The organism is Acidovorax sp. HDW3 (genome assembly GCF_011303755.1).
Classification (GTDB): domain Bacteria; phylum Pseudomonadota; class Gammaproteobacteria; order Burkholderiales; family Burkholderiaceae_C; genus Paenacidovorax.
The window spans coordinates 2,596,593-2,616,957 of sequence record NZ_CP049885.1; the positions used below are offsets into that span (position 1 = coordinate 2,596,593).

At 65.9% G+C, this 20,365-nt stretch carries 19 protein-coding genes; all 19 read right to left on the reverse strand.

Annotated elements, in window-relative coordinates; translation table 11 throughout:
- Positions 1 to 10: 10 nt before the first annotated feature.
- Positions 11 to 1,330 carry a histidinol dehydrogenase gene (gene hisD, locus G7045_RS11915; RefSeq protein WP_166159844.1) on the reverse strand — a complete coding sequence of 440 codons (1,320 nt, stop codon included), beginning with the start codon at positions 1,328 to 1,330 and terminating at the stop codon, positions 11 to 13.
- Positions 1,327 to 2,352, reverse strand: a complete 1,026-nt coding sequence (locus G7045_RS11920; RefSeq protein WP_166159845.1) for a YhcG family protein — start codon at positions 2,350 to 2,352, stop codon at positions 1,327 to 1,329. Before G7045_RS11920 ends, hisD begins: the two co-directional genes overlap by 4 nt.
- The gene (gene hisG, locus G7045_RS11925) at positions 2,352 to 2,987 is read right to left on the reverse strand and encodes an ATP phosphoribosyltransferase (protein WP_166159846.1); all 636 of its coding nucleotides are present in this window, start codon (positions 2,985 to 2,987) and stop codon (positions 2,352 to 2,354) included. The genes G7045_RS11920 and hisG overlap by 1 nt, the downstream gene beginning before the upstream one ends.
- The gene (gene murA / locus G7045_RS11930; protein ID WP_166159847.1) at positions 2,984 to 4,261 is read right to left on the reverse strand and encodes a UDP-N-acetylglucosamine 1-carboxyvinyltransferase; all 1,278 of its coding nucleotides are present in this window, start codon (positions 4,259 to 4,261) and stop codon (positions 2,984 to 2,986) included. Before murA ends, hisG begins: the two co-directional genes overlap by 4 nt.
- Before the next feature lie 80 nt (positions 4,262 to 4,341).
- Complete coding sequence (locus tag G7045_RS11935) at positions 4,342 to 4,587, reverse strand: BolA family protein (RefSeq protein WP_166159848.1); 246 nt, start codon at positions 4,585 to 4,587, stop codon at positions 4,342 to 4,344.
- Positions 4,588 to 4,607: 20 nt separating this feature from the next.
- Positions 4,608 to 5,363, reverse strand: a complete 756-nt coding sequence (locus G7045_RS11940) for an ABC transporter permease (RefSeq protein WP_166159849.1) — start codon at positions 5,361 to 5,363, stop codon at positions 4,608 to 4,610.
- A complete protein-coding gene (locus tag G7045_RS11945; RefSeq protein ID WP_166159850.1) occupies positions 5,360 to 6,277 on the reverse strand; it encodes an ABC transporter ATP-binding protein in 918 nt (305 codons plus the stop codon). Before G7045_RS11945 ends, G7045_RS11940 begins: the two co-directional genes overlap by 4 nt.
- Positions 6,278 to 6,326: 49 nt before the next feature.
- A complete protein-coding gene (locus tag G7045_RS11950) occupies positions 6,327 to 7,613 on the reverse strand; it encodes a diguanylate cyclase (protein ID WP_166159851.1) in 1,287 nt (428 codons plus the stop codon).
- Between the two features lie 49 nt (positions 7,614 to 7,662).
- The gene (locus tag G7045_RS11955) at positions 7,663 to 7,941 is read right to left on the reverse strand and encodes a lipid asymmetry maintenance protein MlaB (protein WP_166159852.1); all 279 of its coding nucleotides are present in this window, start codon (positions 7,939 to 7,941) and stop codon (positions 7,663 to 7,665) included.
- A gap of 5 nt (positions 7,942 to 7,946) precedes the next feature.
- Positions 7,947 to 8,582, reverse strand: a complete 636-nt coding sequence (locus G7045_RS11960) for a phospholipid-binding protein MlaC (protein WP_166159853.1) — start codon at positions 8,580 to 8,582, stop codon at positions 7,947 to 7,949.
- Positions 8,583 to 8,585: 3 nt separating this feature from the next.
- Positions 8,586 to 9,401, reverse strand: coding sequence for a VacJ family lipoprotein (locus tag G7045_RS11965; protein WP_370521643.1), 816 nt, complete (start codon positions 9,399 to 9,401; stop codon positions 8,586 to 8,588).
- Positions 9,398 to 9,868 (reverse strand): outer membrane lipid asymmetry maintenance protein MlaD, encoded by a 471-nt coding sequence (mlaD, locus tag G7045_RS11970; RefSeq protein WP_166159854.1) that lies wholly within the window; start codon positions 9,866 to 9,868, stop codon positions 9,398 to 9,400. The genes G7045_RS11965 and mlaD overlap by 4 nt, the downstream gene beginning before the upstream one ends.
- Positions 9,869 to 9,881: 13 nt before the next feature.
- Entirely contained in the window at positions 9,882 to 10,664 is a 783-nt protein-coding gene (mlaE, locus tag G7045_RS11975) for a lipid asymmetry maintenance ABC transporter permease subunit MlaE (protein WP_166159855.1), read from the reverse strand.
- Positions 10,661 to 11,491: an ABC transporter ATP-binding protein gene (locus G7045_RS11980; protein ID WP_166159856.1), complete on the reverse strand. Its 831-nt coding sequence runs from the start codon at positions 11,489 to 11,491 to the stop codon at positions 10,661 to 10,663. The genes mlaE and G7045_RS11980 overlap by 4 nt, the downstream gene beginning before the upstream one ends.
- A gap of 93 nt (positions 11,492 to 11,584) precedes the next feature.
- Positions 11,585 to 12,370 (reverse strand): amino acid ABC transporter ATP-binding protein, encoded by a 786-nt coding sequence (locus G7045_RS11985; RefSeq protein ID WP_304503221.1) that lies wholly within the window; start codon positions 12,368 to 12,370, stop codon positions 11,585 to 11,587.
- Positions 12,351 to 13,004, reverse strand: a complete 654-nt coding sequence (locus G7045_RS11990; RefSeq protein WP_166159857.1) for an amino acid ABC transporter permease — start codon at positions 13,002 to 13,004, stop codon at positions 12,351 to 12,353. Before G7045_RS11990 ends, G7045_RS11985 begins: the two co-directional genes overlap by 20 nt.
- Positions 13,005 to 13,108: 104 nt before the next feature.
- Positions 13,109 to 13,912 (reverse strand): amino acid ABC transporter substrate-binding protein, encoded by an 804-nt coding sequence (locus tag G7045_RS11995; RefSeq protein ID WP_166159858.1) that lies wholly within the window; start codon positions 13,910 to 13,912, stop codon positions 13,109 to 13,111.
- 161 nt (positions 13,913 to 14,073) lie between these two features.
- The gene (locus G7045_RS12000) at positions 14,074 to 15,552 is read right to left on the reverse strand and encodes a glutamate synthase subunit beta (RefSeq protein ID WP_166159859.1); all 1,479 of its coding nucleotides are present in this window, start codon (positions 15,550 to 15,552) and stop codon (positions 14,074 to 14,076) included.
- Positions 15,553 to 15,633: 81 nt separating this feature from the next.
- Positions 15,634 to 20,364, reverse strand: coding sequence for a glutamate synthase-related protein (locus tag G7045_RS12005; protein WP_166159860.1), 4,731 nt, complete (start codon positions 20,362 to 20,364; stop codon positions 15,634 to 15,636).
- Position 20,365: the final 1 nt, after the last annotated feature.

Here is a 20,365-nt window from a genome sequence, read left to right on the forward strand (position 1 = left end):
GATCAGGAAGTCAGGCTTTGAGCCGCATTTCCGCCGCCCGCGCGTGCCCCTGCAGGCCCTCGCCGTGCGCCAGCACGCTGGCGATGCGGCCCAGGGTTTGCGCGCCCGCTTCGCTCACTTCAATCAAGCTGCTGCGCTTTTGGAAGTCGTACACGCCCAGGGGGGACGAGAAGCGCGCCGTGCCGCTGGTCGGCAGCACATGGTTGGGCCCGGCGCAGTAGTCGCCCAGGCTCTCGCTGGTGTAGGCGCCCAGGAAGATGGCGCCGGCGTGCTTGAGCAACGGCTCCCAGCGGTGCGGCTCGCGGCTGCTCACCTCCAGGTGCTCGGGGGCGATGCGGTTGGAAATGGCGCAGGCCTCTTCCATGCTGCGCGTGTGGATCAGCGCACCGCGCCCGGTCAGGCTCTTGGCGATGATCTCGGCGCGCGGCATCTCGGGCAGCAGGCGCTCGATCGCGGCTTGCACGGCGGCGATGTAGTCGGCGTCCGGGCACAGCAAAATGCTTTGCGCCAGCTCGTCGTGCTCGGCCTGGCTGAACAAATCCATGGCCACCCAGTCGGCGGGCGTGCTGCCGTCGGCCAGCACCAAAATTTCCGACGGCCCGGCAATCATGTCGATGCCCACCTGGCCGAACACGCGCTTCTTGGCGCTGGCCACATAGGCGTTGCCGGGGCCGGTGATCTTGTCCACCTTCGGCACGGTGGCCGTACCGTAGGCCAGCGCCGCCACGGCCTGCGCGCCGCCGATGGTGAAGGCGCGCGTCACGCCCGCCACGTAGGCAGCAGCGAGCACCAGCGGGTTTTTCTCGCCACGCGGCGTGGGCACGACCATGATGATTTCGGGCACGCCCGCCACATGCGCCGGAATGGCGTTCATCAGCACACTGCTGGGGTAGGCGGCCTTGCCGCCAGGCACGTAGATACCCACGCGGTCGAGCGGCGTGACCTTTTGCCCCAAAAGCGTGCCATCGGCGTCGCGGTAGCTCCAGCTCTCGCCGCAGGCTTTTTTCTGCGCCTCGTGGTACTGGCGCACGCGCGCGGCAGCGGCGCTCAAGGCGTCGCGCTGCGCGGCGGGCAGGGTGTCGAACGCGGCTTTCAATTCCGCCTGCGTCAGCTCCAGCGCGGCCATGCTGGCGGCCTGCAGGCCATCGAAGCGCGCGGTGTACTCCAGCACCGCCGCGTCGCCGCGCTGGCGCACATCGGCCAGGATGGCGGCCACGCGCTCCTCAATGGCGGCGTCCTGCTCGGCCGACCAGTGCAGGCGGGCGGCAAAATCTTGCTCAAAAGTGGCGCTAGCCGTTGACAGGAGCGCGGGAGCAGCTACGAAATTCATAGTTCTTCAGCCGTCAAATGGTGGGTGTTTTGGAGGTAAAACTCATGCAGCTTGGCCCGCAGCAGGGCTTTGTCGGGCAGCTGGGTTTGGTATTCGGCAATCAGCGCGGGCGAGGAGCTGCGGCTCAGGGCGTATTCCACCACTTCGTCGTCCTTGCTGGCACACAGCAGCACGCCGATGGCCGGGCGCTCGTGCGGCTTCTTCACGTCGCGGTCCAGGGCTTCGAGGTAGAAGTTGAGCTTGCCCAGGTATTCGGGCTCGAAGCGCCCCACTTTCAGCTCGATCACCACCAGGCTGTTGAGCCCCCGGTGAAAAAACAGCAAATCGAGCGCAAAGTCGCGTCCGCCGACTTGCAGGGGGTATTCGCTGCCGACGAAACAAAAATCGCGCCCCAGCTCAATCAGGAAGTCCTTGAGCCGCGCCAGCAGCCCCCGGTGCAAATCGGCTTCGGCATGGCCTTGGGGCAGGCCGAGAAACTCGACCACATAGCTGTCTTTGAACACGCTGGCGGCGTCGGCGTGGATTTGTGCCACCAAGGGTGAGACTTTTGCCGGGTGCAGCACGGTGCGCTCGAACAGGGCGGTTTTGAACTGGCGCTCCAGTTCCCGCTTGCTCCATTTTTCCTGGGCCGTCAGGCGCAGGTAGAACTCACGCTCCTCAGGGCGCTTGGCCTGGCCCAGAATGATGAGGTGGTGCGTCCAGGGGATTTGTCGCACCAGTGGTGCGACAAATTCATTGCCCGCATACGCCTCGTAAAACTGCCGCATCCGAAACAGGTTGGCGCGCGTAAAACCGCGCAACCCCGGCTGTGCTTGCGCCAGATAGCGGGCCAGTTGCTCGACCACGCCATCGCCCCACTCGGCGGCGGCGATCTTGCCGCTGATGCGTTCACCGATGTGCCAGTACAGCCCGATCAGCGCGGTATTGACCGCCTGCACCGCCTGCTGGCGGGACTGCGCGATGAGCTGCGCAATGGCGGCAAAGTCGGCCACGGCAGCGGGCGGCGCAGCACTGGGAGGCATCAGCCCATCGCCCCGGCAAAGGCTTCGATGATGGGCTTGAGCCGCGCCTGCTTCAATTTCAGCGCCGCCTGGTTCACGACCAGGTGGCTACTGATGTCCATGATGCGCTCGACCTCGACCAGGTGGTTGGCCTTCAAGGTGTTGCCGGTCGATACCAGATCGACGATGGCGTCGGCCATGCCGGTCAGCGGCGCCAGCTCCATGCTGCCGTAGAGCTTGACCATGTCCACGTGTACGCCCTTGCTGGCGAAGAATTCGCGCGCGATGTGGGTGTACTTGGTGGCCACGCGCAGGCGTGCGCCCTGGCGCACGGCGCCCTGGTAGTCAAAGCCGGCGCGCACGGCCACGCTCACGCGGCATTTGGCAATTTGCAAATCCAGCGGCTGGAACAGCCCCTGGCCGCCGTGCTCGATGAGGGAATCCTTGCCGGCCACGCCCAGGTCGGCGCCGCCGTACTGCACGTAGGTGGGCACGTCGGAGGCGCGCACCAGCACCACGCGCACGTTGTCGTGGTTGGTGGGCAAAATGAGCTTGCGCGATTTCTCCGGGTCTTCGAGCACCGTGATGCCGGCGGCGGCCAGCAGCGGCAGGGTTTCTTCAAAAATCCGGCCTTTGGACAGAGCCAGGGTAATCATGTGCTGATCCTTTCAATGTCCGCGCCCAGGCCGCGCAGCTTGGCCTCCATGGCGTCGTAGCCCCGGTCGAGGTGGTAGATGCGATCGACCACGGTTTCGCCTGCGGCCACCAGGGCGGCGATCACCAGGCTGGCCGATGCCCGCAGGTCGGTGGCCATCACCGTCGCGCCCGAGAGCTGCGCCCCCCCCGTCACCGTGGCCACGCGGCCGTCGATGGCGATGTGTGCGCCCAGGCGCGCGAGTTCGCTCACGTGCATGAAGCGGTTTTCAAAAATGGTTTCGGCCACCACCGCCGTGCCCTGGGCCACGCAGTTGAGCGCCATGAACTGCGCCTGCATGTCGGTCGGAAAGCCCGGGTATTCGGTGGTGCGAAAGCTCTGCGCCTTGAGCTGCGCGCGGCCGGGGCTGCGCACGCCAATGGCCTCAGCCTGGGCGTCGATCTGCACACCGGCTTCTACCAGCTTGTCGATGACGGCGTCCAGGTGGTCGGCGCGGGCGTGGTGCAGCGTGGCCTGCCCGCCGGCGGCGGCGATGGCGCACAAGAAGGTGCCGGCCTCGATGCGGTCGGCCACCACCTGGTGCGTGCAGCCGTGCAGCTTGTCCACGCCCTGGATGCGGATGCGGCTCGTGCCGTGGCCCTCGATCTGCGCGCCCATGGCGATCAGCATCTCGGCCAGGTCGGTAATTTCAGGCTCCTGGGCAGCGTTTTCCAGCACGGTTTCGCCCTCGGCCAGGGTGGCGGCCATGAGGAAGTTTTCTGTGCCGGTGACGGTCACCATGTCGGTGGTGATGCGCGCGCCCTGCAAGCGCGTGCGCCCCGGCGGCAGGCTGGCCACCATATAGCCTTGCTCGACGACGATGTGCGCGCCCATGGCCTGCAGGCCCTTGATGTGCTGGTCCACCGGGCGCGCGCCAATCGCGCAGCCGCCGGGCAGCGACACCCGCGCATGGCCAAAGCGTGCCAACAGCGGCCCCAGCGCCAGCACGGCGGCGCGCATGGTTTTGACGAGCTCGTAGGGGGCCTCGGGCTTCAAGGTATCGGGCGCGACAAAGCTCATGCCGCCGCGCTCGCCGTGCGTCTCGGTGGCCACGCCCATGTTTTCCAGCAGGCGGCGCATGGTGCGCACGTCGTGCAGGCGCGGCACGTTGATCAGATGCACGGGCTCGGCGGTGAGCAGCGCCGCGCACATCTCGGGCAGGGCGGCGTTCTTGGCGCCGGAGATGGTGACCTCGCCCTGCAAGGGGCGGCCACCGCGAATCAGGAGTTTGTCCATGACGGTTTGGAGCCAAATAGGGCTCTAGCGCTTACCAGGCAAGCGCTAGCAGCTATCAAATCAGTAGTAAGCAGAATCCATCAGCCCTGCTGCGCTGCCGCCCATTCGGCCGGCGTGAAAGTCTTCATGGACAGGGCGTGCACCTCGTCGCGCGCCATCTTGTCGCCCAGGGTGGCGTACACGCGCTGGTGGCGCTGGATGGCGCGCTTGCCCTCGAATTCGGGCGAGACGATGACGGCGTACCAGTGGCGGCCATCGCCCTCCAGGGTGATGTAGTCGCAGGGCAGGTGGGCGCTGATGGTGGCTTTGATGTCGTCGGCGGTCATGGCAAGTCCAGGAGAAAGGGTCAATGGCGGATTTTGTAGCCGGTGCGCAGCAGGCGCAGGGCCAGCCAGCTCACCGCAGCCCAGGCGCTGGCGACGATGGCCAGGCTGATCCAGGGCGAGACGTCGCTGCGGCCAAAAAAGCCGTAGCGAAAGCCGTCGATCATGTAGAAAAACGGGTTGAAACGGCTGGCCTGCTGCCAAAACGGCGGCAGGGAGTGAATGGAGTAAAACACGCCCGAGAGAAACGTCATGGGCATGACGATGAAGTTCTGGAACGACGCCATCTGGTCGAACTTGTCGGCCCACAGGCCGGCGATGACGCCCAGCGTCGCCAAAAGCGCCGCGCCCAGCAGGGCAAAGGTAATGATCCACAGCGGCGCGGCAAATTCGGGCCGCGCAAACGCCAGGGTGACGGCAAACACCCCCAGGCCCACGAGCAGCCCGCGCAGCACCGACGAGCCGACGTAGGCCGCAAACCAGGCCCAGTGCGACAGCGGTGTGAGCAGCACGAACACCAGGTTGCCCATGATCTTGCTCTGAATCAGGCTCGACGAGCTGTTGGCAAAGGCGTTCTGCAGCACGCTCATCATCACCAGGCCGGGCACCAGGAAGGCGGTGTAGCTGATGCTGCCGTACACCTTGGCGCTGCCTTCGAGCACGTGGCTGAAGATCAGCAGGTAGAGCACGGCGGTGAGCACCGGCGCAGCCACGGTCTGGAAGGCGACCTTCCAAAAGCGCAGCACCTCTTTGTAGAACAGGGTTTGCCAGCCGGTCATGCGGCCTCCTGCGGCGCGGCGTTCATCACCTGCAAGAACACGTCTTCGAGGTCGGCGCGGCGAATTTCCACATCCTCGGGCGCAATGCCGGCCTGGCGCAGCGCCGCCAGGTGGGCTTCAATCTCGGCCGCGTCGTGCGTGGGCAGTTGCACAATGCGCCCCGTCACCCGCGCCAGCGCCGCCAGCGCTGGCGGCAGCGGCGCGTCGGTCTTGAACTGCAGCACGTTGGCGTTGGCGCTTTTGAGCAGCGCCGTCGTGCTGTCGAGCGCCACCACACGGCCATTTTTGAGCATGGCAATGCGCCCGCACAGGGCCTCGGCCTCCTCCAGGTAATGGGTGGTGAGCAGCACCGTGTGGCCCTGCTTGTTGAGCTGGGCGACGAACTGCCACAGCGTCTGGCGCAGCTCCACATCGACGCCAGCGGTGGGCTCATCGAGCACGATGATGGGCGGCTTGTGCACCAGCGCCTGCGCCACGAGCACGCGCCGCTTCATGCCGCCCGAGAGCTGGCGCATATTGGCGCCCGCCTTGTCGGCCAGGCCCAGGCTTTCAAGCAATTCGTCGATCCAGACGTCGTTGTTTTTGACGCCGAAGTAGCCCGACTGCAGGCGCAGCGTCTCGCGCACGTTGAAAAAGGGGTCAAAAACGATTTCCTGCGGCACGATGCCCAGGCGCTGGCGCGCGGCGGCAAAGTCGGCCTGCACGTCGTGCCCGAGCACGGCCACGCGCCCGCTGCTGGCGCGCGCCAGGCCGGCGAGGATGCTGATCAAGGTGGTTTTGCCGGCGCCGTTGGGTCCGAGCAGGCCGAAAAACTCGCCCTCCTCGATGTCCAGACTCACCCCGTGCAGCGCAGTAAAAGCACCCCGAGGCGTGGCGTAGGTTTTGCAGACGGATTGAAAGGAGATCGCAGGCATAGGGAACCGGCCATTTTACGGGCAGGTTCCCACCCCTGCCGGGCCGGGGTCAGTCGGTATCGGCGGAGGACAGCACGACGCAGTCGCGCCCGCGCCGTTTGGCAGCGTACAGGGCGCGGTCGGCACGCAAAAACATGCCGTCGAAACCGCCATCGCCTGCCGCCAGCAAGGTCACGCCAAAGCTGGCGCTGATGCGCAGATTGGGGGCCAGCGCGTCCAGCGGCAAACTCGCCACCAGCACCCGCAGGCGTTCGGCAATGGCGCCAGCGCCGGCCAGGTCGGTCTCGGGCAGCAAAATGCAAAATTCCTCGCCCCCCGTGCGCGCGCACAGGTCGGTGCTGCGCAGCACGCTCTGGCAGCAGGCGGCAAAGGCGCGCAGCACGTGGTCGCCCATGGGGTGGCCGTAGGCGTCGTTGACCTCTTTGAAGTGGTCGATGTCCATGGTCATGAGCGCCAGCGGCTGGCCATGGCGGCGGCTGCGTTCGAGCTCGCGCTCGGCCTGCGCCCAGAAGCTGCGCCGGTTGGCCAGGCCCGTGAGGCTGTCGCTGCTCGCTTGCTGCTGCAGCTGCTCCTTGAGTTCGTGCAGCTCGGTGATGTCGGTGCTCAGGCCGATGACGGCGGGCAAACCGTCGGGCATCTGCCAGGGCACGATCACGCTCCAGTAGTGGCGCAGCCGCCCCTGCGCGTCGCACAGCGATTCTTCGCTCGTCTGGCGCTGCCCGCTGGCGATGATGGCCCGGTCTTGCGCCCAGAATTTGTCGGCCAGCGCCTGCGGCAGCAGCTCGGTATCGCGCTGACCCACGATGTGCTCGACGGGACGCCCGAGCATCTGCGCCAGCGGCTGGTTGGCGTAGCGAAAGCACCGCTGGCTGTCCTTGACGTAAACCAGGGCGTCGGTGTTGTCGAGGATGGTGTCGAGCAACTCTTTTTGCTCGCGCAGCGCGTCTTCGAGACGCTTTTTCTCGGTGATGTCGTGCGAGATGCCGAGCATTCCAGTGATGCGCCCCGCCGCGTCGCGCAGCGGCTTCTTGATCGACCAGTAGGTGCGCAGCTCGCCGGTGGCGCGGATGAGGTTGCTTTCCTCGCGCGCCAGGGTCTCGCCATCGTGCAGCACGCGCAAATCCGTGGCGCGCAGGGCCTGGCCGATGGCGTCGGGCAGCTCGACAAAATCGCCAAATTCACGCCCGAGCACCGCCTCCAGCGGGTAGCCACCAAGCAAGTCCAGCACCAGCTGGTTGGCGTAGGTGTAGCGCCCCTGCAGGTCGGTGGTGTAAACGAAGGCGCCCACTTCATCGAGCAGCAGGCGGTAAGCATCGGGCGAGGAGGACTGGGGCATAGTCGGCGCACAGACAGCAGCACACAAAACCCCAGTATGCACAAAACGGCTATGCCGTGGCACTCTCCGATAGCAAATCCTCAATACCGTAGCGCTGCGCCATGCTCGCCAGCCCCGCCGGCAAGCCCTTGACGGCAAAAGCCTGGCCCCGCGCCAGGGCGCGGCGGCGGCAAGCGAGCAGCACGGCCAGGGCCGCAGAATCGAAGCGCTGCAAGGCACTGGCATCGACCACCACCTGCGCCCCGGTGAGCGCCTGCAGGCCCTGCAGCAGCAGGCGCAGGCAGGCGCTGGCCTGGCGATGCGTGAGTTCGGGCGGCAGCACCAACATGGGGTTTAGTTCTTCGCGCTCTCGGCGTTGCGCGTCGCCAGGGTGGCAATCAGGCCATCGACGCCCTTGGCGTTGATCTCCTGCGCAAACTGGTTGCGGTAGGTCTCAACCAGCCACACGCCCATGACGTTGAGGTTGTAGATTTTCCAGCCCGTGCCCTCGCCCGGGGTTTGCTCCAGGCGGTAGTCGAGCTGGATCGGCTCGCCCCGGCCACTGACCTCGGTGCGCACCAGCACGTCGGTATCGCCGGCCTTGGCGCGCAGCGGCTTGACGCTGATGGTTTCGTTCTTCACCTGCGCCAGCGCGCCGGCGTAGGTGCGCACCAGCAGGGTTTTGAATTCTTGCTGCAGACGCTCTTGCTGCGCCGGCGTGGCCTTGCGCCAGCCGGGGCCGACGGCAGCGGCCGTCATGCGCCGGAAGTTGACGTGCGGCATGACGATGCGGTCCACCAGGGCGACGATTTTGCCGATGTCGCCGTCCTTGAATGCCTTGTCGGTGCGCAGGGTTTGCAAGGCCTCGTCGGACAGGCGCGCAATCATGGCATCGGGGGCCTCATCGGCGGCCCAGGCAGGCCAGGCAGCCAGGGCGGGGGCAGCGGCCAGGGACAAAGCCAGGCGGTGCAATTGGCGGCGGTGGAGCATGAATTAATCCTCTTCGGGGGGCAGGCGGCCAGCGTTGCTGTCGTCGTCGGCCTGTTTTTTGCGGGGGCGCACCTGACCGGCCTGCTGGGCACGCATCTGCAGGTAGGCGTCGCGGGTGAAGGTGTACTTATCGAGGGCGGCGAATTCGAGCACCGAGCTCACGCCCAGCAGATTGGCGCGCTTATCGACGGCGCGCAACACGTACAGCGAGTTGCGCACGGCGACGTCGTCCACCTTGCGCGTCACGCGGTCGCCCTGCCAATCGACGATGAAGCCAGCACCATCGCGCACGGTGTACGGGCCGAGCGCCGGCACCATCAGATAGGGGCCGGCGGGCACACCCCAGCGCGCCATGGTCAGGCCAAAATCCTGTTTGTGTTTGTGCACGCCAGCCTCGGTGGCAATGTCGAGCAGGCCGCCGAAGCCGAGCACGGTGTTGACGCTAAAGCGCACCGCGCTGTTGAAAGCGCCTTCCACATTGAGCTGCAGCAGGTTGTTGACGAAGGACCAGGCATCGCCGATGTTGGCGAACGCATTCGTCACGCCCAGGCGCGCCGGGCGCGGCACCACGTCTTTGTAGGCGATGGCCACGGGTTTGAAGACGGCGGAGTCCAGGTCTTCGTTGAAGCGGAACATGGCGCGGTTGAAGCCTTCGAACGGATCGTTGGCGACGAACACGGGCACATCATCGGGCGCCTCCATGGGCGCATTCATGGGCGCAGCAGCGCCCTCTTGCGCCAGGGCCGGGCCGGCAAGCAAGGCGGCACCGAGTACGCTGGCGGCGCCGCAGTGGCGTAAAAAAGAGTCAGTGGGGTTCATTTTTTGCTACCACCCTCCTCGGCCTTGCCGTAGAGGAATTGGCCAATCAGGTTCTCCAGCACCACGGCCGATTGGGTCGATGTCACCTTGTCACCGTTGGCGAGGTTTTTCTCGTCCGCCCCCGGGCTGATGCCGATGTATTGGTCACCCAGCAGGCCGCTGGTGAGGATTTTCAAAGAGCTGTCTTTGGGAAACTGGTAACGCTCCTGCAGCGACAGCGTGACCTGTGCCTGGAACATGCTGTCGTCAAAGGCGATGCTCTCGACGCGGCCGACGACCACGCCGGCGCTGCGCACCGCCGCCTTGGGCTTGAGGCCGCCGATGTTGTCGAACAGCGCCGTGACGCGGTAGCCCGACTGAAAATTAAGGTTGAGCAAATTGGCTGACTGCAGCGCCAGGAACAGCAGCGCTGCCGCGCCGATCATGACGAACAGGCCCACCCAAACATCGTTTTTTGATTGCTGCATGAAGTGCGGTCTTTCAAATACTGAACATCAGCGCCGTGAGGACAAAGTCCAGCGCCAGCACGGCGAGCGAGGCCATGACCACGGTGCGCGTGGTGGCGCGCGAGACGCCCTCGGGCGTGGGCTTGGCGCAGTAGCCCTGCAATAGCGCCACAAAAGTCACCGTCAGGCCAAAGACAAAGCTCTTGACGACGCCGTTGCCCAAATCCTGCCAGACATCGACGCCGCTTTGCATCTGGCCCCAAAAAGCCCCACCGTCAACGCCGATCATGAGCACCCCCACGGCCCAGCCGCCGATGATGCCCACAGCGCTGAACACCGCCGCCAGCAGCGGCATGACGAAGACTCCGGCCCAAAAGCGCGGCGCCAGAATGCGGGCCACCGGATCGACGGCCATCATCTCCATGGCCGCCAGCTGCTCGCCCGCTTTCATGAGGCCGATCTCCGCCGTCAACGAGGTGCCCGCGCGGCCCGCAAACAGCAGCGCCGAAACCACGGGCCCGAGCTCGCGCACCAGCGACAAGGCCACCAGCAGGCCCAGCGCCTCCGCCGAGCCGTAGCGCTGCAGCGTGTAGTAACCCTGCAGACCGAGCACAAAGCCAACGAACAGGCCCGAGACGGCAATGATGGAGAGCGAATAATTGCCCAAAAAATGAATCTGCTCGCGCACCAGTGCGCCCCGGCGCAGCGCTGCCGGCAACAGGCGTACGAGCCGAACAAACAGGCGCGCGCCCTGGCCTATGGCCGCGAGCTGCGCGCGCACGGCAAAGCCCAGGTGCGCCGGGTGGTACCACTTCATCGCGCCCCTCCCCGGTAGGAGGCCCCGGCGGGGCCAAAATCTTGCGCCACATCCGGGCCAGGGTAGTGAAACGGCACCGGCCCGGTGGGCAGCGCGTGCACGAACTGCTGTACCAGCGGATCCTCGCTGGCGCGCACCTGCTCGGGCGTGCCCTGCGCCGCGACGCAACCCGGGCCGAGGATGACGACGTGGTCGGCAACGCGAAACGTCTCCTCCAGGTCGTGCGAGACGAGGATGGTGGTCAGGCCCATGGCATCGCCCAGCTCACGGATGAGCTGCGCCGCCGTGCCAAGCGAAATCGGATCGAGCCCGGCAAAGGGCTCGTCGTACATGACGAGCTCGGGGTCGAGCACGATGGCCCGCGCCAGCGCCACGCGCCGCGCCATGCCGCCCGAAATTTGGCTGGGCATGAGGTCGCGCGCGCCGCGCAGGCCCACGGCCTGCAGCTTCATCAGCACGATGTCGCGCACCAGCTCCTCGGGCAGGTCGGTGTGCTCGCGCAGCGGGAACGCAACGTTCTCGAACACGCTCATGTCGGTGAACAAGGCGCCAAACTGGAACAACATACCCATGCGCTGGCGCATGGTGTAGAGCGCCTCGCGCCCCATGGTGCCCACGTCCTGGCCGCCGACCAGCACCTGGCCCTGCTGCGCGCGCTGCTGGCCGCCGATCAGGCGCAGCACCGTGGTCTTGCCCCCGCCCGAGGCGCCCATCAGCGCCGTGACCTTGCCGCGCGGTACGGCGAGCGACAGGTCGCGCAAGATGGTGCGCTCGCCATACCCGAAGGTGACGTTGCGCAGTTCAACCAAGGCTGGTGTGTCCGTCATGCTGGGGAGGGAAAAAAGATGCTGCCGATTGTCAGTGGAAACCCGAAAACGGGTGATGGTAACAGAACATACATTCACGCATGTTTGTAAATATCAGAGCATGTTTTGCAAAAACGCCCGGGTGCGCGGGTGGCGGGGCTGGGCAAAAAATTCTTGTGCCGGCGCTTGCTCCACCAGTTCGCCGCCGTCCATGAAGACCACGCGGTGCGCCACTTCGCGCGCAAAGCCCATCTCGTGCGTGACCACGACCATGGTCATGTGCTCCTGCGCCAGCGCCTGCATGGTGCGCAGCACCTCGCCGGTCAGCTCCGGGTCGAGCGCGCTGGTGGGCTCATCGAACAGCATGATGTCGGGTTGCATACACAGCGCACGCGCGATCGCCACGCGCTGCTTTTGCCCGCCCGACAGGCGCGCGGGGTAGTTGTCGCGCTTTTGCGACAGCCCAACCTTGGCCAGCAGCGCCTCGGCACGGGCCGCGGCCTCGGCGCGGGGCGTACCCTGCACCACCAGGGGCGCCTCGACCAGGTTCTCCAGCACCGTCAGGTGCGGGAACAGATTGAAGTGCTGGAACACCATGCCGGTCTTGGCGCAGATGCGGCGCAGCTCGGCGTCGGGCACGTAGCGGCAATGGCCGGCAGCATCGGTGCGCACCAGGGTTTCGCCCTCGATGGCGATCTGGCCGGCGTCGATGGTTTCGAGGTGATTGAGGCAGCGCAGCAGCGTGCTCTTGCCCGAGCCCGAGGGCCCGATCACCGCCACCACCTCGCCGCGCGCGACTTGCAGCGAGACGCCGCGCAGCACCTCGTTGGCGCCAAAGCGCTTTCTCACGCCCTGGGCGTCGATCATGGGGGCGGCGGCGTTATTGGTCGAAGCGGGCATAGCGTTGCTCCAGGCGCTGGAAGCCCCAGGTCAGCACCAGGGTCATGACGAGGTAGAAGGCGGCGGCGACGATGAAGGGCGTGGTCGTGAAGTCGCGCTGCACGATGCCGCGCGCGGCGCGCAGCAGGTCGTTGAGCGCCAGCACGTAGATGAGGGACGTGTCCTTGACCAGCGTAATCGTCTCGTTGCTCATGGGCGGCAAGATGTTGCGCACCATCTGCGGCAGCACGATGCGGCGCATGGTCTGGGGATAGTTCATGCCCAGCACCTTGGCGGCCTCGTACTGGCCGCGATCGACCGACTGGATGCCGGCGCGGAAAATCTCGGCAAAGTAGGCCGCGTAGTTGAGCGCAAAGGCGGCGACGGCGGCGGGAAAATCTGGCAGGCGAATGCCGATCACCGGCACGAAGGGCAGCGCGAAGTAGATGAACAGCATCTGCAGCATGAGCGGCGTGCCGCGCATGAGCCAGATGTAGCCGTTGACCGCGCCCGACAGGGCCTTGAGCGGCGACAGCCGCGCCAGCGCCAGCACCAGGCCCAGCGGCACGGCCAGCGCCAAGGTGATGACAAACAGCTTCAAGGTGACGACGGCGCCCTGCGCCAGCGGCCCCAGAAGGGAGAAAACGTAATCCATAAAGCCCGTGGCCTCAACGCAAAACACCGGCAGGCCCCAGACGGGCGCTGCCGGTGCGGTATCACACCACGCCTGCCCCCTGTGGGCCGGCGCGGGTGCGAAGCTTACTTGATGATGTTTTTACCGAACCATTGTTCGGCAATTTTGGCGGCGGCGCCGTCAGCCTTCATCTCGCCCAGGGCCTTGTCGAGCTTGCCTTGCAGCTCGGCATCGTCCTTGCGCACGCCAACGCCGTATTCCTCGGTGCCGAAGTTGTCGTCGAGCACGGCGTAGGCGTCGGGCTTCTTGGCGACGTAGTAGCGGCCCACGACTTCATCGACCACCACGGCGTCGAGGCGGCCCGTGGTCAGGTCCATCAGCGCCGTCACGTTGTCGCCAAAGGTTTTGAAGTCTTTAAAAGACTTGAACACCGCATCTTCCTTCTTGATGGCGTCCACGGCGCTCGAACCTTCTTGCGCGCCCACGACCTTGCCGGCCAAATCGGCCTTGGCCTTGATGGCCGAGCCGGCGGGCACGACGATGATCTGGTGGTTTTCCATGTAGGGCGCGGTGAAGGCGATGTTCTGCTTGCGCTCTTCGGTGATGGTCAGGCCGTTCCACAGCGCATCGACGCGCTTGCCCGAGAGCTCGGCCTCTTTCGCGCTCCAGTCGATGGGCTTGAACTCCACCTGCAGGCCCAGGCGCTTGGCGGCCTCCTTGGCCATGTCGATGTCGAAGCCGACGAGCTCGTTCTTCTCGTCACGGAAACCCATGGGCGGGAAGTTGTCGTCCAGGCCGACGACAATCTTGGTCACGGCAGCCGTCGGCGCGGGCGCCGGGGCGGCGGCAGGGGCGGCGGGCTCTTGCTTGGTGCAACCAGCAAACACGGCGCCCAGGGCGACGAGGGCAACAGCGGCGAACTTCTTCATGGCGTAGCGATCCTTGGCAAAAAAGGAACTGGGAAGGGTGACAAACAAAAACCCGCCATTGTCCCATCCCTGGCGGGCTGTACTGAAATCAAGACAGAATCAACATGAAAACAGCTGCTAGTGCTTATGCAGCAAGCGCTAGCAGCTATTAAAACAATAGCTTAACGTGGCAGATCGCTGGCGCCCATCAGGAACTCATCGACCGCACGCGCCGCCTGGCGCCCTTCGCGGATGGCCCACACCACCAGGCTCTGGCCCCGGCGCATGTCGCCGGCGGCAAACACCTTGGCCACGTTCGTGGCGTAGCCGCCCGTAAAGTCGGTGCTGGCGCGGGCGTTGCCGCGCGCATCCTTGTCCACGCCAAAGGCGTCGAGCACGGCAGCGACGGGGCTGACAAAGCCCATGGCCAGCAGCACCAGGTCGGCCTGGTATTCCTTCTCGGTGCCGGGCACCTCGGTGAACTTGCCGTCCTTGAACTCGACCTGCACGGTTTTCAGGCCCGTGAGCTTGCCTTTCTGGCCGATGAATTCCTTGGTGGCGATGGCGAACTCGCGCTGGCAGCCCTCGTCGTGGCTGGAGCTGGTGCGCAGCTTGATCGGCCAGTAAGGCCAGACCAGGGGCTTGTCCTCGGCCAGCGGCGGCATGGGCATGAGCTCGAACTGCGTCACGCTGGCCGCGCCGTGGCGGTTGCTGGTGCCCACGCAGTCGCTGCCGGTGTCGCCGCCGCCGATGACGATGACGTGCTTGCCGTCGGCACGCAGCTGGCCCTTGAGCTTGTCGCCGGCATTCACTTTGTTTTGCTGCGGCAAAAACTCCATGGCGAAGTGCACGCCCGCCAGCTCGCGCCCGGGCACGGGCAGGTCGCGGCTCTGTTCGGCGCCGCCGGTGAGGACGATGGCGTCAAACTCCTGCTGCAGCTGCGCGGGGCTGATGGTTTCCTTGGCCCAGTTCGTCACCTTGCTGCCCTGGCCCAGGCCGTCCTGCGCGCTGCCGACGAAGACGCCGGTGCGAAACACCACGCCCTCGGCTTCGAGCTGGCGCGCGCGCTGGTCGATATGGCCCTTGTCGAGCTTGAAGTCGGGGATGCCGTAGCGCAGCAGGCCGCCGATGCGGTCGTTCTTCTCGAACACCGTCACGCTGTGGCCGACGCGCACGAGCTGCTGCGCCGCCGCCAGGCCGGCCGGGCCGCTGCCGACGATGGCCACCTTCTTGCCCGTCTTGTGCGCCGCCACCTGCGGCTGCACCCAACCCTCGGCCCAGGCGCGGTCGATGATGGCGTGCTCGATGCTCTTGATGCCGACGGCATCGCCGTTGAAGTTGAGCGTGCAGGCGGCCTCGCAGGGTGCGGGGCAGATGCGGCCGGTGAACTCGGGGAAGTTGTTGGTGCTGTGCAGCACGCCGCTGGCGCTCTTCCAGTCGCCGTGGTACACGAGGTCGTTGAAGTCCGGGATGATGTTGTTCACCGGGCAGCCGTGGTTGCAAAACGGCGTGCCGCAGTCCATGCAGCGCGCGGCCTGGGTCTGCGACTGCGCGGGCGTGAGCCCGATGACGAACTCCTTGTAGTTTTTCAGGCGCTCGGTCGGGGCTGGGTAGCCCTCCTCGATGCGCTCGTATTCCATGAAACCGGTGGTCTTGCCCATGATCGTGGGTCCTTCGCTTATGTCTGTGTTCGTGGGGTGCTGCTGCCTTGCGCCTCCCCCAGCGGGGGAGGGGGCTGTGCGTTACTTGGCTGCCACTGCTTCTGTTTTAGGAGCTGCTTGCGCAGGCGTGGCTTGCTCTTGCAGCACTTTTCGCTCATAAATCTCGGCCAGGGCGCGCTTGTACTCGGTGGGGAAGACCTTGACGAAGCGGCTGCGCGCGGCGGCCCAGTTGTCGAGCAGCTCGCGCGCGCGGCGGCTGCCGGTGTAGCGGCTGTGCTCTTCGAGCAGTTTTTTCAGCTGCTCCTCGTCCGTCTGCCCCCGGTGCCAGTGGCCCCGGCCCACGCTGGCGATCTGCTCGTCGGCGGGCAGGATGCGTTCGAGCGTGACCATGGCCAGGTTGCAGCGGCTGTCGAACTTGCCGTCCTCGTCGTAGATGTAGGCCACGCCGCCGCTCATGCCGGCGGCAAAGTTGCGCCCGGTCTTGCCCAGCACGACCACGGTGCCGCCGGTCATGTATTCGCAGCCGTGGTCGCCCACGCCCTCGACCACCGCCGTCGCGCCCGACAGGCGCACAGCGAAGCGCTCGCCGGCGACGCCGGCAAAAAAGGCCTGGCCGCTGGTGGCGCCGAACATCACGGTGTTGCCGACGATGGTGTTGGCCGCAGCGTCGCCCCGGAACTCGTGGCTCGGGCGCACGATGACGCGCCCGCCCGACAGGCCCTTGCCGGTGTAGTCGTTGGCCTCGCCCATCAGGTTGAGCGTGAGCCCCGAGCACAGGAAGGCGCCAAAGCTCTGCCCGCCCGTGCCCTCGAAGTGGACGCGGATGGTGTCGTCGGGCAGCCCCTCGGGGTGCACCTTGGTGACCGCGCCCGAAAGCATGGCGCCCACCGAACGGTTGACGTTCTTGGCCACTTCCATCAGGCGCACGCTCTCGCCGCGCTCAATGGCCGGCTGGCAGCGCTCGATGAGCTTGACGTCCAGCGCCTTCTCCAGGCAGTGATCCTGGTTCTCAACGTGGTAGCGCGGCACGTCGGCCGGCACCTGCGGCTGGGCGAACAGGCGCGAAAAATCCAGGCCCTGCGCCTTCCAGTGCGACAGGCCCTTGCGCATGTCGAGCAGCTCGGTGCGGCCAATGAGCTCGTCGAACGTGCGCACGCCCAACTGGGCCATGATCTGGCGCACTTCCTCGGCAACGAAGAAGAAGTAGTTCACCACATGCTCGGGCTTGCCCGAGAACTTGGCGCGCAGCTGCGGGTCCTGCGTCGCCACGCCCACAGGGCAGGTGTTGAGGTGGCACTTGCGCATCATGACGCAGCCCTCGACCACCAGCGGCGCGGTGGCAAAGCCGAATTCGTCCGCACCCAGCAGCGCGCCGATGACCACGTCGCGCCCGGTCTTCATCTGGCCGTCGGCCTGCACGCGGATGCGGCCACGCAGGCGGTTCAAGACCAGGGTCTGCTGGGTTTCGGCCAGGCCGATTTCCCACGGGCTGCCCGCGTGCTTGATGGACGACCAGGGCGATGCGCCCGTGCCGCCGTCGTGCCCGGCAATCACCACATGGTCGCTCTTGCACTTGGCCACGCCCGCCGCAATCGTGCCCACGCCCACCTCGGACACCAGCTTGACGGAAATATCCGCGTGCGGCGCCACGTTTTTCAGGTCGTGGATGAGCTGCGCCAAATCCTCAATGGAGTAAATATCGTGGTGCGGCGGCGGGCTGATGAGGCCCACGCCCGGCACGCTGTGGCGCAGCGCGCCGATGTAGTCCGACACCTTGCCGCCGGGCAGCTGGCCGCCCTCGCCAGGCTTGGCGCCCTGCGCCATCTTGATCTGGATCTGGTCGGAGGACGACAGGTATTCCGCCGTGACGCCAAAGCGCCCCGAGGCCACCTGCTTGATCTTGGAGCGCAGGCTGTCGCCGTCTTGCAGCTCGATGTCGGCCTCGACCTTGTCAGCGCCGATGATGGTCGAGAGCTTCTCGCCCTTGGTGATGGAGATGCCCTTGAGTTCCTTGCGGTAGCGCGCCGGGTCTTCGCCGCCTTCACCGGTGTTGCTCTTGCCGCCGATGCGGTTCATGGCCACGGCCAGGGTGGCGTGGGCCTCGGTCGAAATCGAGCCCAGCGACATGGCGCCGGTGGCAAAGCGCTTGACGATCTCCTTGGCCGGCTCGACCTCATCGAGGGCAATCGCCTTGGCCGGGTCGAACTGGAACTCGAACAGGCCGCGCAGCGTCATCTGGCGCTGGGTCTGGTCGTTGATGAGCTGGGCGTATTCCTTGTAGGTGTTCCAGTTGCCCGAACGGGTGGAATGCTGCAGCTTGGCGATGGCGTCGGGCGACCACATATGCTCTTCGCCGCGCGCGCGCCAGGCGTATTCGCCGCCGGTCTCCAGCATGGTGGCGAGCACCGGGTCGTTGCCAAAGGCAGCGACGTGGGTACGGATGGCTTCTTCCGCAATCTCGAACACGCCCATGCCCTCGACGCGGCTGGCGGTGCCGGTGAAGTACTTGGCCACGGTGTCGCTGGACAGGCCGACGCACTCGAACAGCTGCGCGCCGCAGTAGCTCATGTAGGTGGACACGCCCATCTTGGACATGATCTTGGACAGGCCCTTGCCAATCGCCTTGACGTAGTTGTAGATGGCCTTGTCGGCACTGAGCGCACCGGGCAGCTCCTGGTGCATGTCCACCAGGGTTTCGAGCGCCAGGTAGGGGTGCACGGCCTCGGCGCCGTAGCCGGCGAGCACGGCAAAGTGGTGCACCTCGCGCGCCGTGCCGGTTTCCACCACCAGGCCGGTGGTGGTGCGCAGCCCCTCGCGCACCAGATGCTGGTGGATGGCCGACAGGGCCAGCAGCGCAGGGATGGCGACCTGGGTGGCCGACAAATGGCGGTCGCTGATGATGAGGATGTTGGCGCCGCCCTTGATCTCATCGACAGCCTGCGCGCACAGCGAGGCCAGCTTGGCCTCCACGCCCTGCTTGCCCCAGATCAGCGGGTAGGTGATGTCAATCGTGGCGCTCTTGAACTTCCCGTGCGTGTGCTGCTCGATCTGGCGCAGCTTGGCCATGCCCTCGAAGTCGAGCACAGGCTGGTGCAGCTCCAGGCGCATGGGCGGGTTCACCTGGTTGATGTCCAGCAGGTTGGGCTTGGGGCCGACGAAGGACACCAGGCTCATGACGATGGCCTCGCGGATCGGGTCGATCGGCGGGTTGGTCACCTGCGCAAACATCTGGCGGAAGTAGTTGTAGAGCGGCTTGCTGCGCCCCGAGAGCACGGCCAGCGGGCTGTCGTTGCCCATGGAGCCAATGCCCTCCTCGCCGTTGGCGGCCATGGGGGCGAGCAGGAACTTGATGTCTTCCTGCGTAAAGCCAAACGCCTGCTGGCGCTCCAAGAGCGGCAGCGTGGATGCAGGCGCCTGGAAGTCGGCCGGAATCTGTACGCTGTCGAGCTTGATGCGCAGGTTCTCGATCCACTGCTTGTAGGGCTTGGTGTTGACGATGTTGGCCTTCAATTCATCGTCTTCGATCAGCCGGCCCTGCTCCAGGTCGATGAGCAGCATCTTGCCCGGCTGCAGGCGCCACTTGCGCAGCACGCGGCTGTCGGGCACGGGCAGCACGCCGGCCTCGGAGGCGAGGATCACCAGGTCGTCATCGGTGACCACATAGCGCGAGGGGCGCAGGCCGTTGCGGTCCAGCGTGGCGCCGATCTGGCGGCCATCGGTAAAGACGATGGACGCCGGGCCGTCCCAGGGTTCGAGCATGGCGGCGTGGTACTCGTAGAACGCGCGGCGGCGCTCGTCCATGCCCTCGTGCTGCTCCCAGGGCTCGGGAATCATCATCATCACCGCCTGGCTGATGGGGTAGCCCGCCATGGTCAAGAGTTCGAGGCAGTTGTCGAAGGTGGCGGTATCCGACTGGCCGGCAAAGCTGATGGGGTAGAGCTTTTGCAGGTCGTCGCCGAGCACGGGCGAGGCCATCACACCCTCGCGCGCCAGCATCCAGTTGTAGTTGCCGCGCACGGTGTTGATCTCGCCGTTGTGCGCCACGTAGCGGTAGGGGTGGGCCAGCGGCCACTCGGGGAAGGTGTTGGTCGAGAAGCGCTGGTGCACCAGGCCGATGGCCGAGACGCAGCGTGGATCCGACAGGTCCTTGTAGTACACGCCCACCTGGTCGGCCAGCAGCAGGCCCTTGTAGACCACGGTGCGGCTGCTCATGCTGGGCACGTAATACTCTTTGCTGTGCTTGAGCTTGAGGGCCTGGATGGCGGCGCTGGCCGTCTTGCGGATGAAGTACAGCTTGCGCTCGAGCGCATCCTGCACGATCACGTCCGCACCCCGGCCAATGAACACCTGGCGCAGGATGGGTTCCTTCTCCTGCACGGTGGGCGACATGGGCATGTCGCGGTTCACCGGCACGTCGCGCCAACCCAGCAGCACCTGGCCTTCGGCCTTGATGGCGCGCTCCATCTCCTGCTCGCAAGCCAGGCGACTGGCGTGCTCCTTGGGCAAAAAGATCATGCCCACGCCGTACTCACCCGCCGGCGGCAATTCAACCCCCTGCTGGGCCATTTCTTCACGGTAGAGCTGGTCCGGAATCTGGATCAGGATGCCGGCGCCGTCGCCCATGAGCTTGTCCGCGCCCACGGCGCCCCGGTGGTCGAGGTTTTCCAGAATTTTCAAAGCGCCGGTGACGATGTCGTGGCGCTTGACGCCCTTGATGTGGGCCACAAAGCCCAGGCCACAGGCGTCATGTTCGTTATGGGAGGCATACAGGCCGTGCTGTTGCAGGTGCTGGATCTCGGCAGCCTTGGTCATC

What these genes read in the sequence shown, in the direction of transcription:
- G7045_RS12000 (WP_166159859.1), bottom strand. Translation starts at nt 15,552, where the DNA reads ATGGGCAAGACCACCGGTTTCATGGAATACGAGCGCATCGAGGAGGGC.
- G7045_RS11960 (WP_166159853.1), bottom strand. Translation starts at nt 8,582, where the DNA reads ATGCTCCACCGCCGCCAATTGCACCGCCTGGCTTTGTCCCTGGCCGCT.
- G7045_RS11950 (WP_166159851.1), bottom strand. Translation starts at nt 7,613, where the DNA reads ATGCCCCAGTCCTCCTCGCCCGATGCTTACCGCCTGCTGCTCGATGAA.
- G7045_RS11955 (WP_166159852.1), bottom strand. Translation starts at nt 7,941, where the DNA reads ATGTTGGTGCTGCCGCCCGAACTCACGCATCGCCAGGCCAGCGCCTGC.
- mlaE (WP_166159855.1), bottom strand. Translation starts at nt 10,664, where the DNA reads ATGAAGTGGTACCACCCGGCGCACCTGGGCTTTGCCGTGCGCGCGCAG.
- G7045_RS12005 (WP_166159860.1), bottom strand. Translation starts at nt 20,364, where the DNA reads ATGACCAAGGCTGCCGAGATCCAGCACCTGCAACAGCACGGCCTGTAT.
- murA (WP_166159847.1), bottom strand. Translation starts at nt 4,261, where the DNA reads ATGGACAAACTCCTGATTCGCGGTGGCCGCCCCTTGCAGGGCGAGGTC.
- hisD (WP_166159844.1), bottom strand. Translation starts at nt 1,330, where the DNA reads ATGAATTTCGTAGCTGCTCCCGCGCTCCTGTCAACGGCTAGCGCCACT.
- G7045_RS11995 (WP_166159858.1), bottom strand. Translation starts at nt 13,912, where the DNA reads ATGAAGAAGTTCGCCGCTGTTGCCCTCGTCGCCCTGGGCGCCGTGTTT.
- G7045_RS11965 (WP_370521643.1), bottom strand. Translation starts at nt 9,401, where the DNA reads ATGAACCCCACTGACTCTTTTTTACGCCACTGCGGCGCCGCCAGCGTA.
- G7045_RS11990 (WP_166159857.1), bottom strand. Translation starts at nt 13,004, where the DNA reads ATGGATTACGTTTTCTCCCTTCTGGGGCCGCTGGCGCAGGGCGCCGTC.
- G7045_RS11980 (WP_166159856.1), bottom strand. Translation starts at nt 11,491, where the DNA reads ATGACGGACACACCAGCCTTGGTTGAACTGCGCAACGTCACCTTCGGG.
- G7045_RS11920 (WP_166159845.1), bottom strand. Translation starts at nt 2,352, where the DNA reads ATGCCTCCCAGTGCTGCGCCGCCCGCTGCCGTGGCCGACTTTGCCGCC.
- G7045_RS11940 (WP_166159849.1), bottom strand. Translation starts at nt 5,363, where the DNA reads ATGACCGGCTGGCAAACCCTGTTCTACAAAGAGGTGCTGCGCTTTTGG.
- G7045_RS11985 (WP_304503221.1), bottom strand. Translation starts at nt 12,370, where the DNA reads ATGCCCGCTTCGACCAATAACGCCGCCGCCCCCATGATCGACGCCCAG.
- G7045_RS11945 (WP_166159850.1), bottom strand. Translation starts at nt 6,277, where the DNA reads ATGCCTGCGATCTCCTTTCAATCCGTCTGCAAAACCTACGCCACGCCT.
- mlaD (WP_166159854.1), bottom strand. Translation starts at nt 9,868, where the DNA reads ATGCAGCAATCAAAAAACGATGTTTGGGTGGGCCTGTTCGTCATGATC.
- G7045_RS11935 (WP_166159848.1), bottom strand. Translation starts at nt 4,587, where the DNA reads ATGACCGCCGACGACATCAAAGCCACCATCAGCGCCCACCTGCCCTGC.
- hisG (WP_166159846.1), bottom strand. Translation starts at nt 2,987, where the DNA reads ATGATTACCCTGGCTCTGTCCAAAGGCCGGATTTTTGAAGAAACCCTG.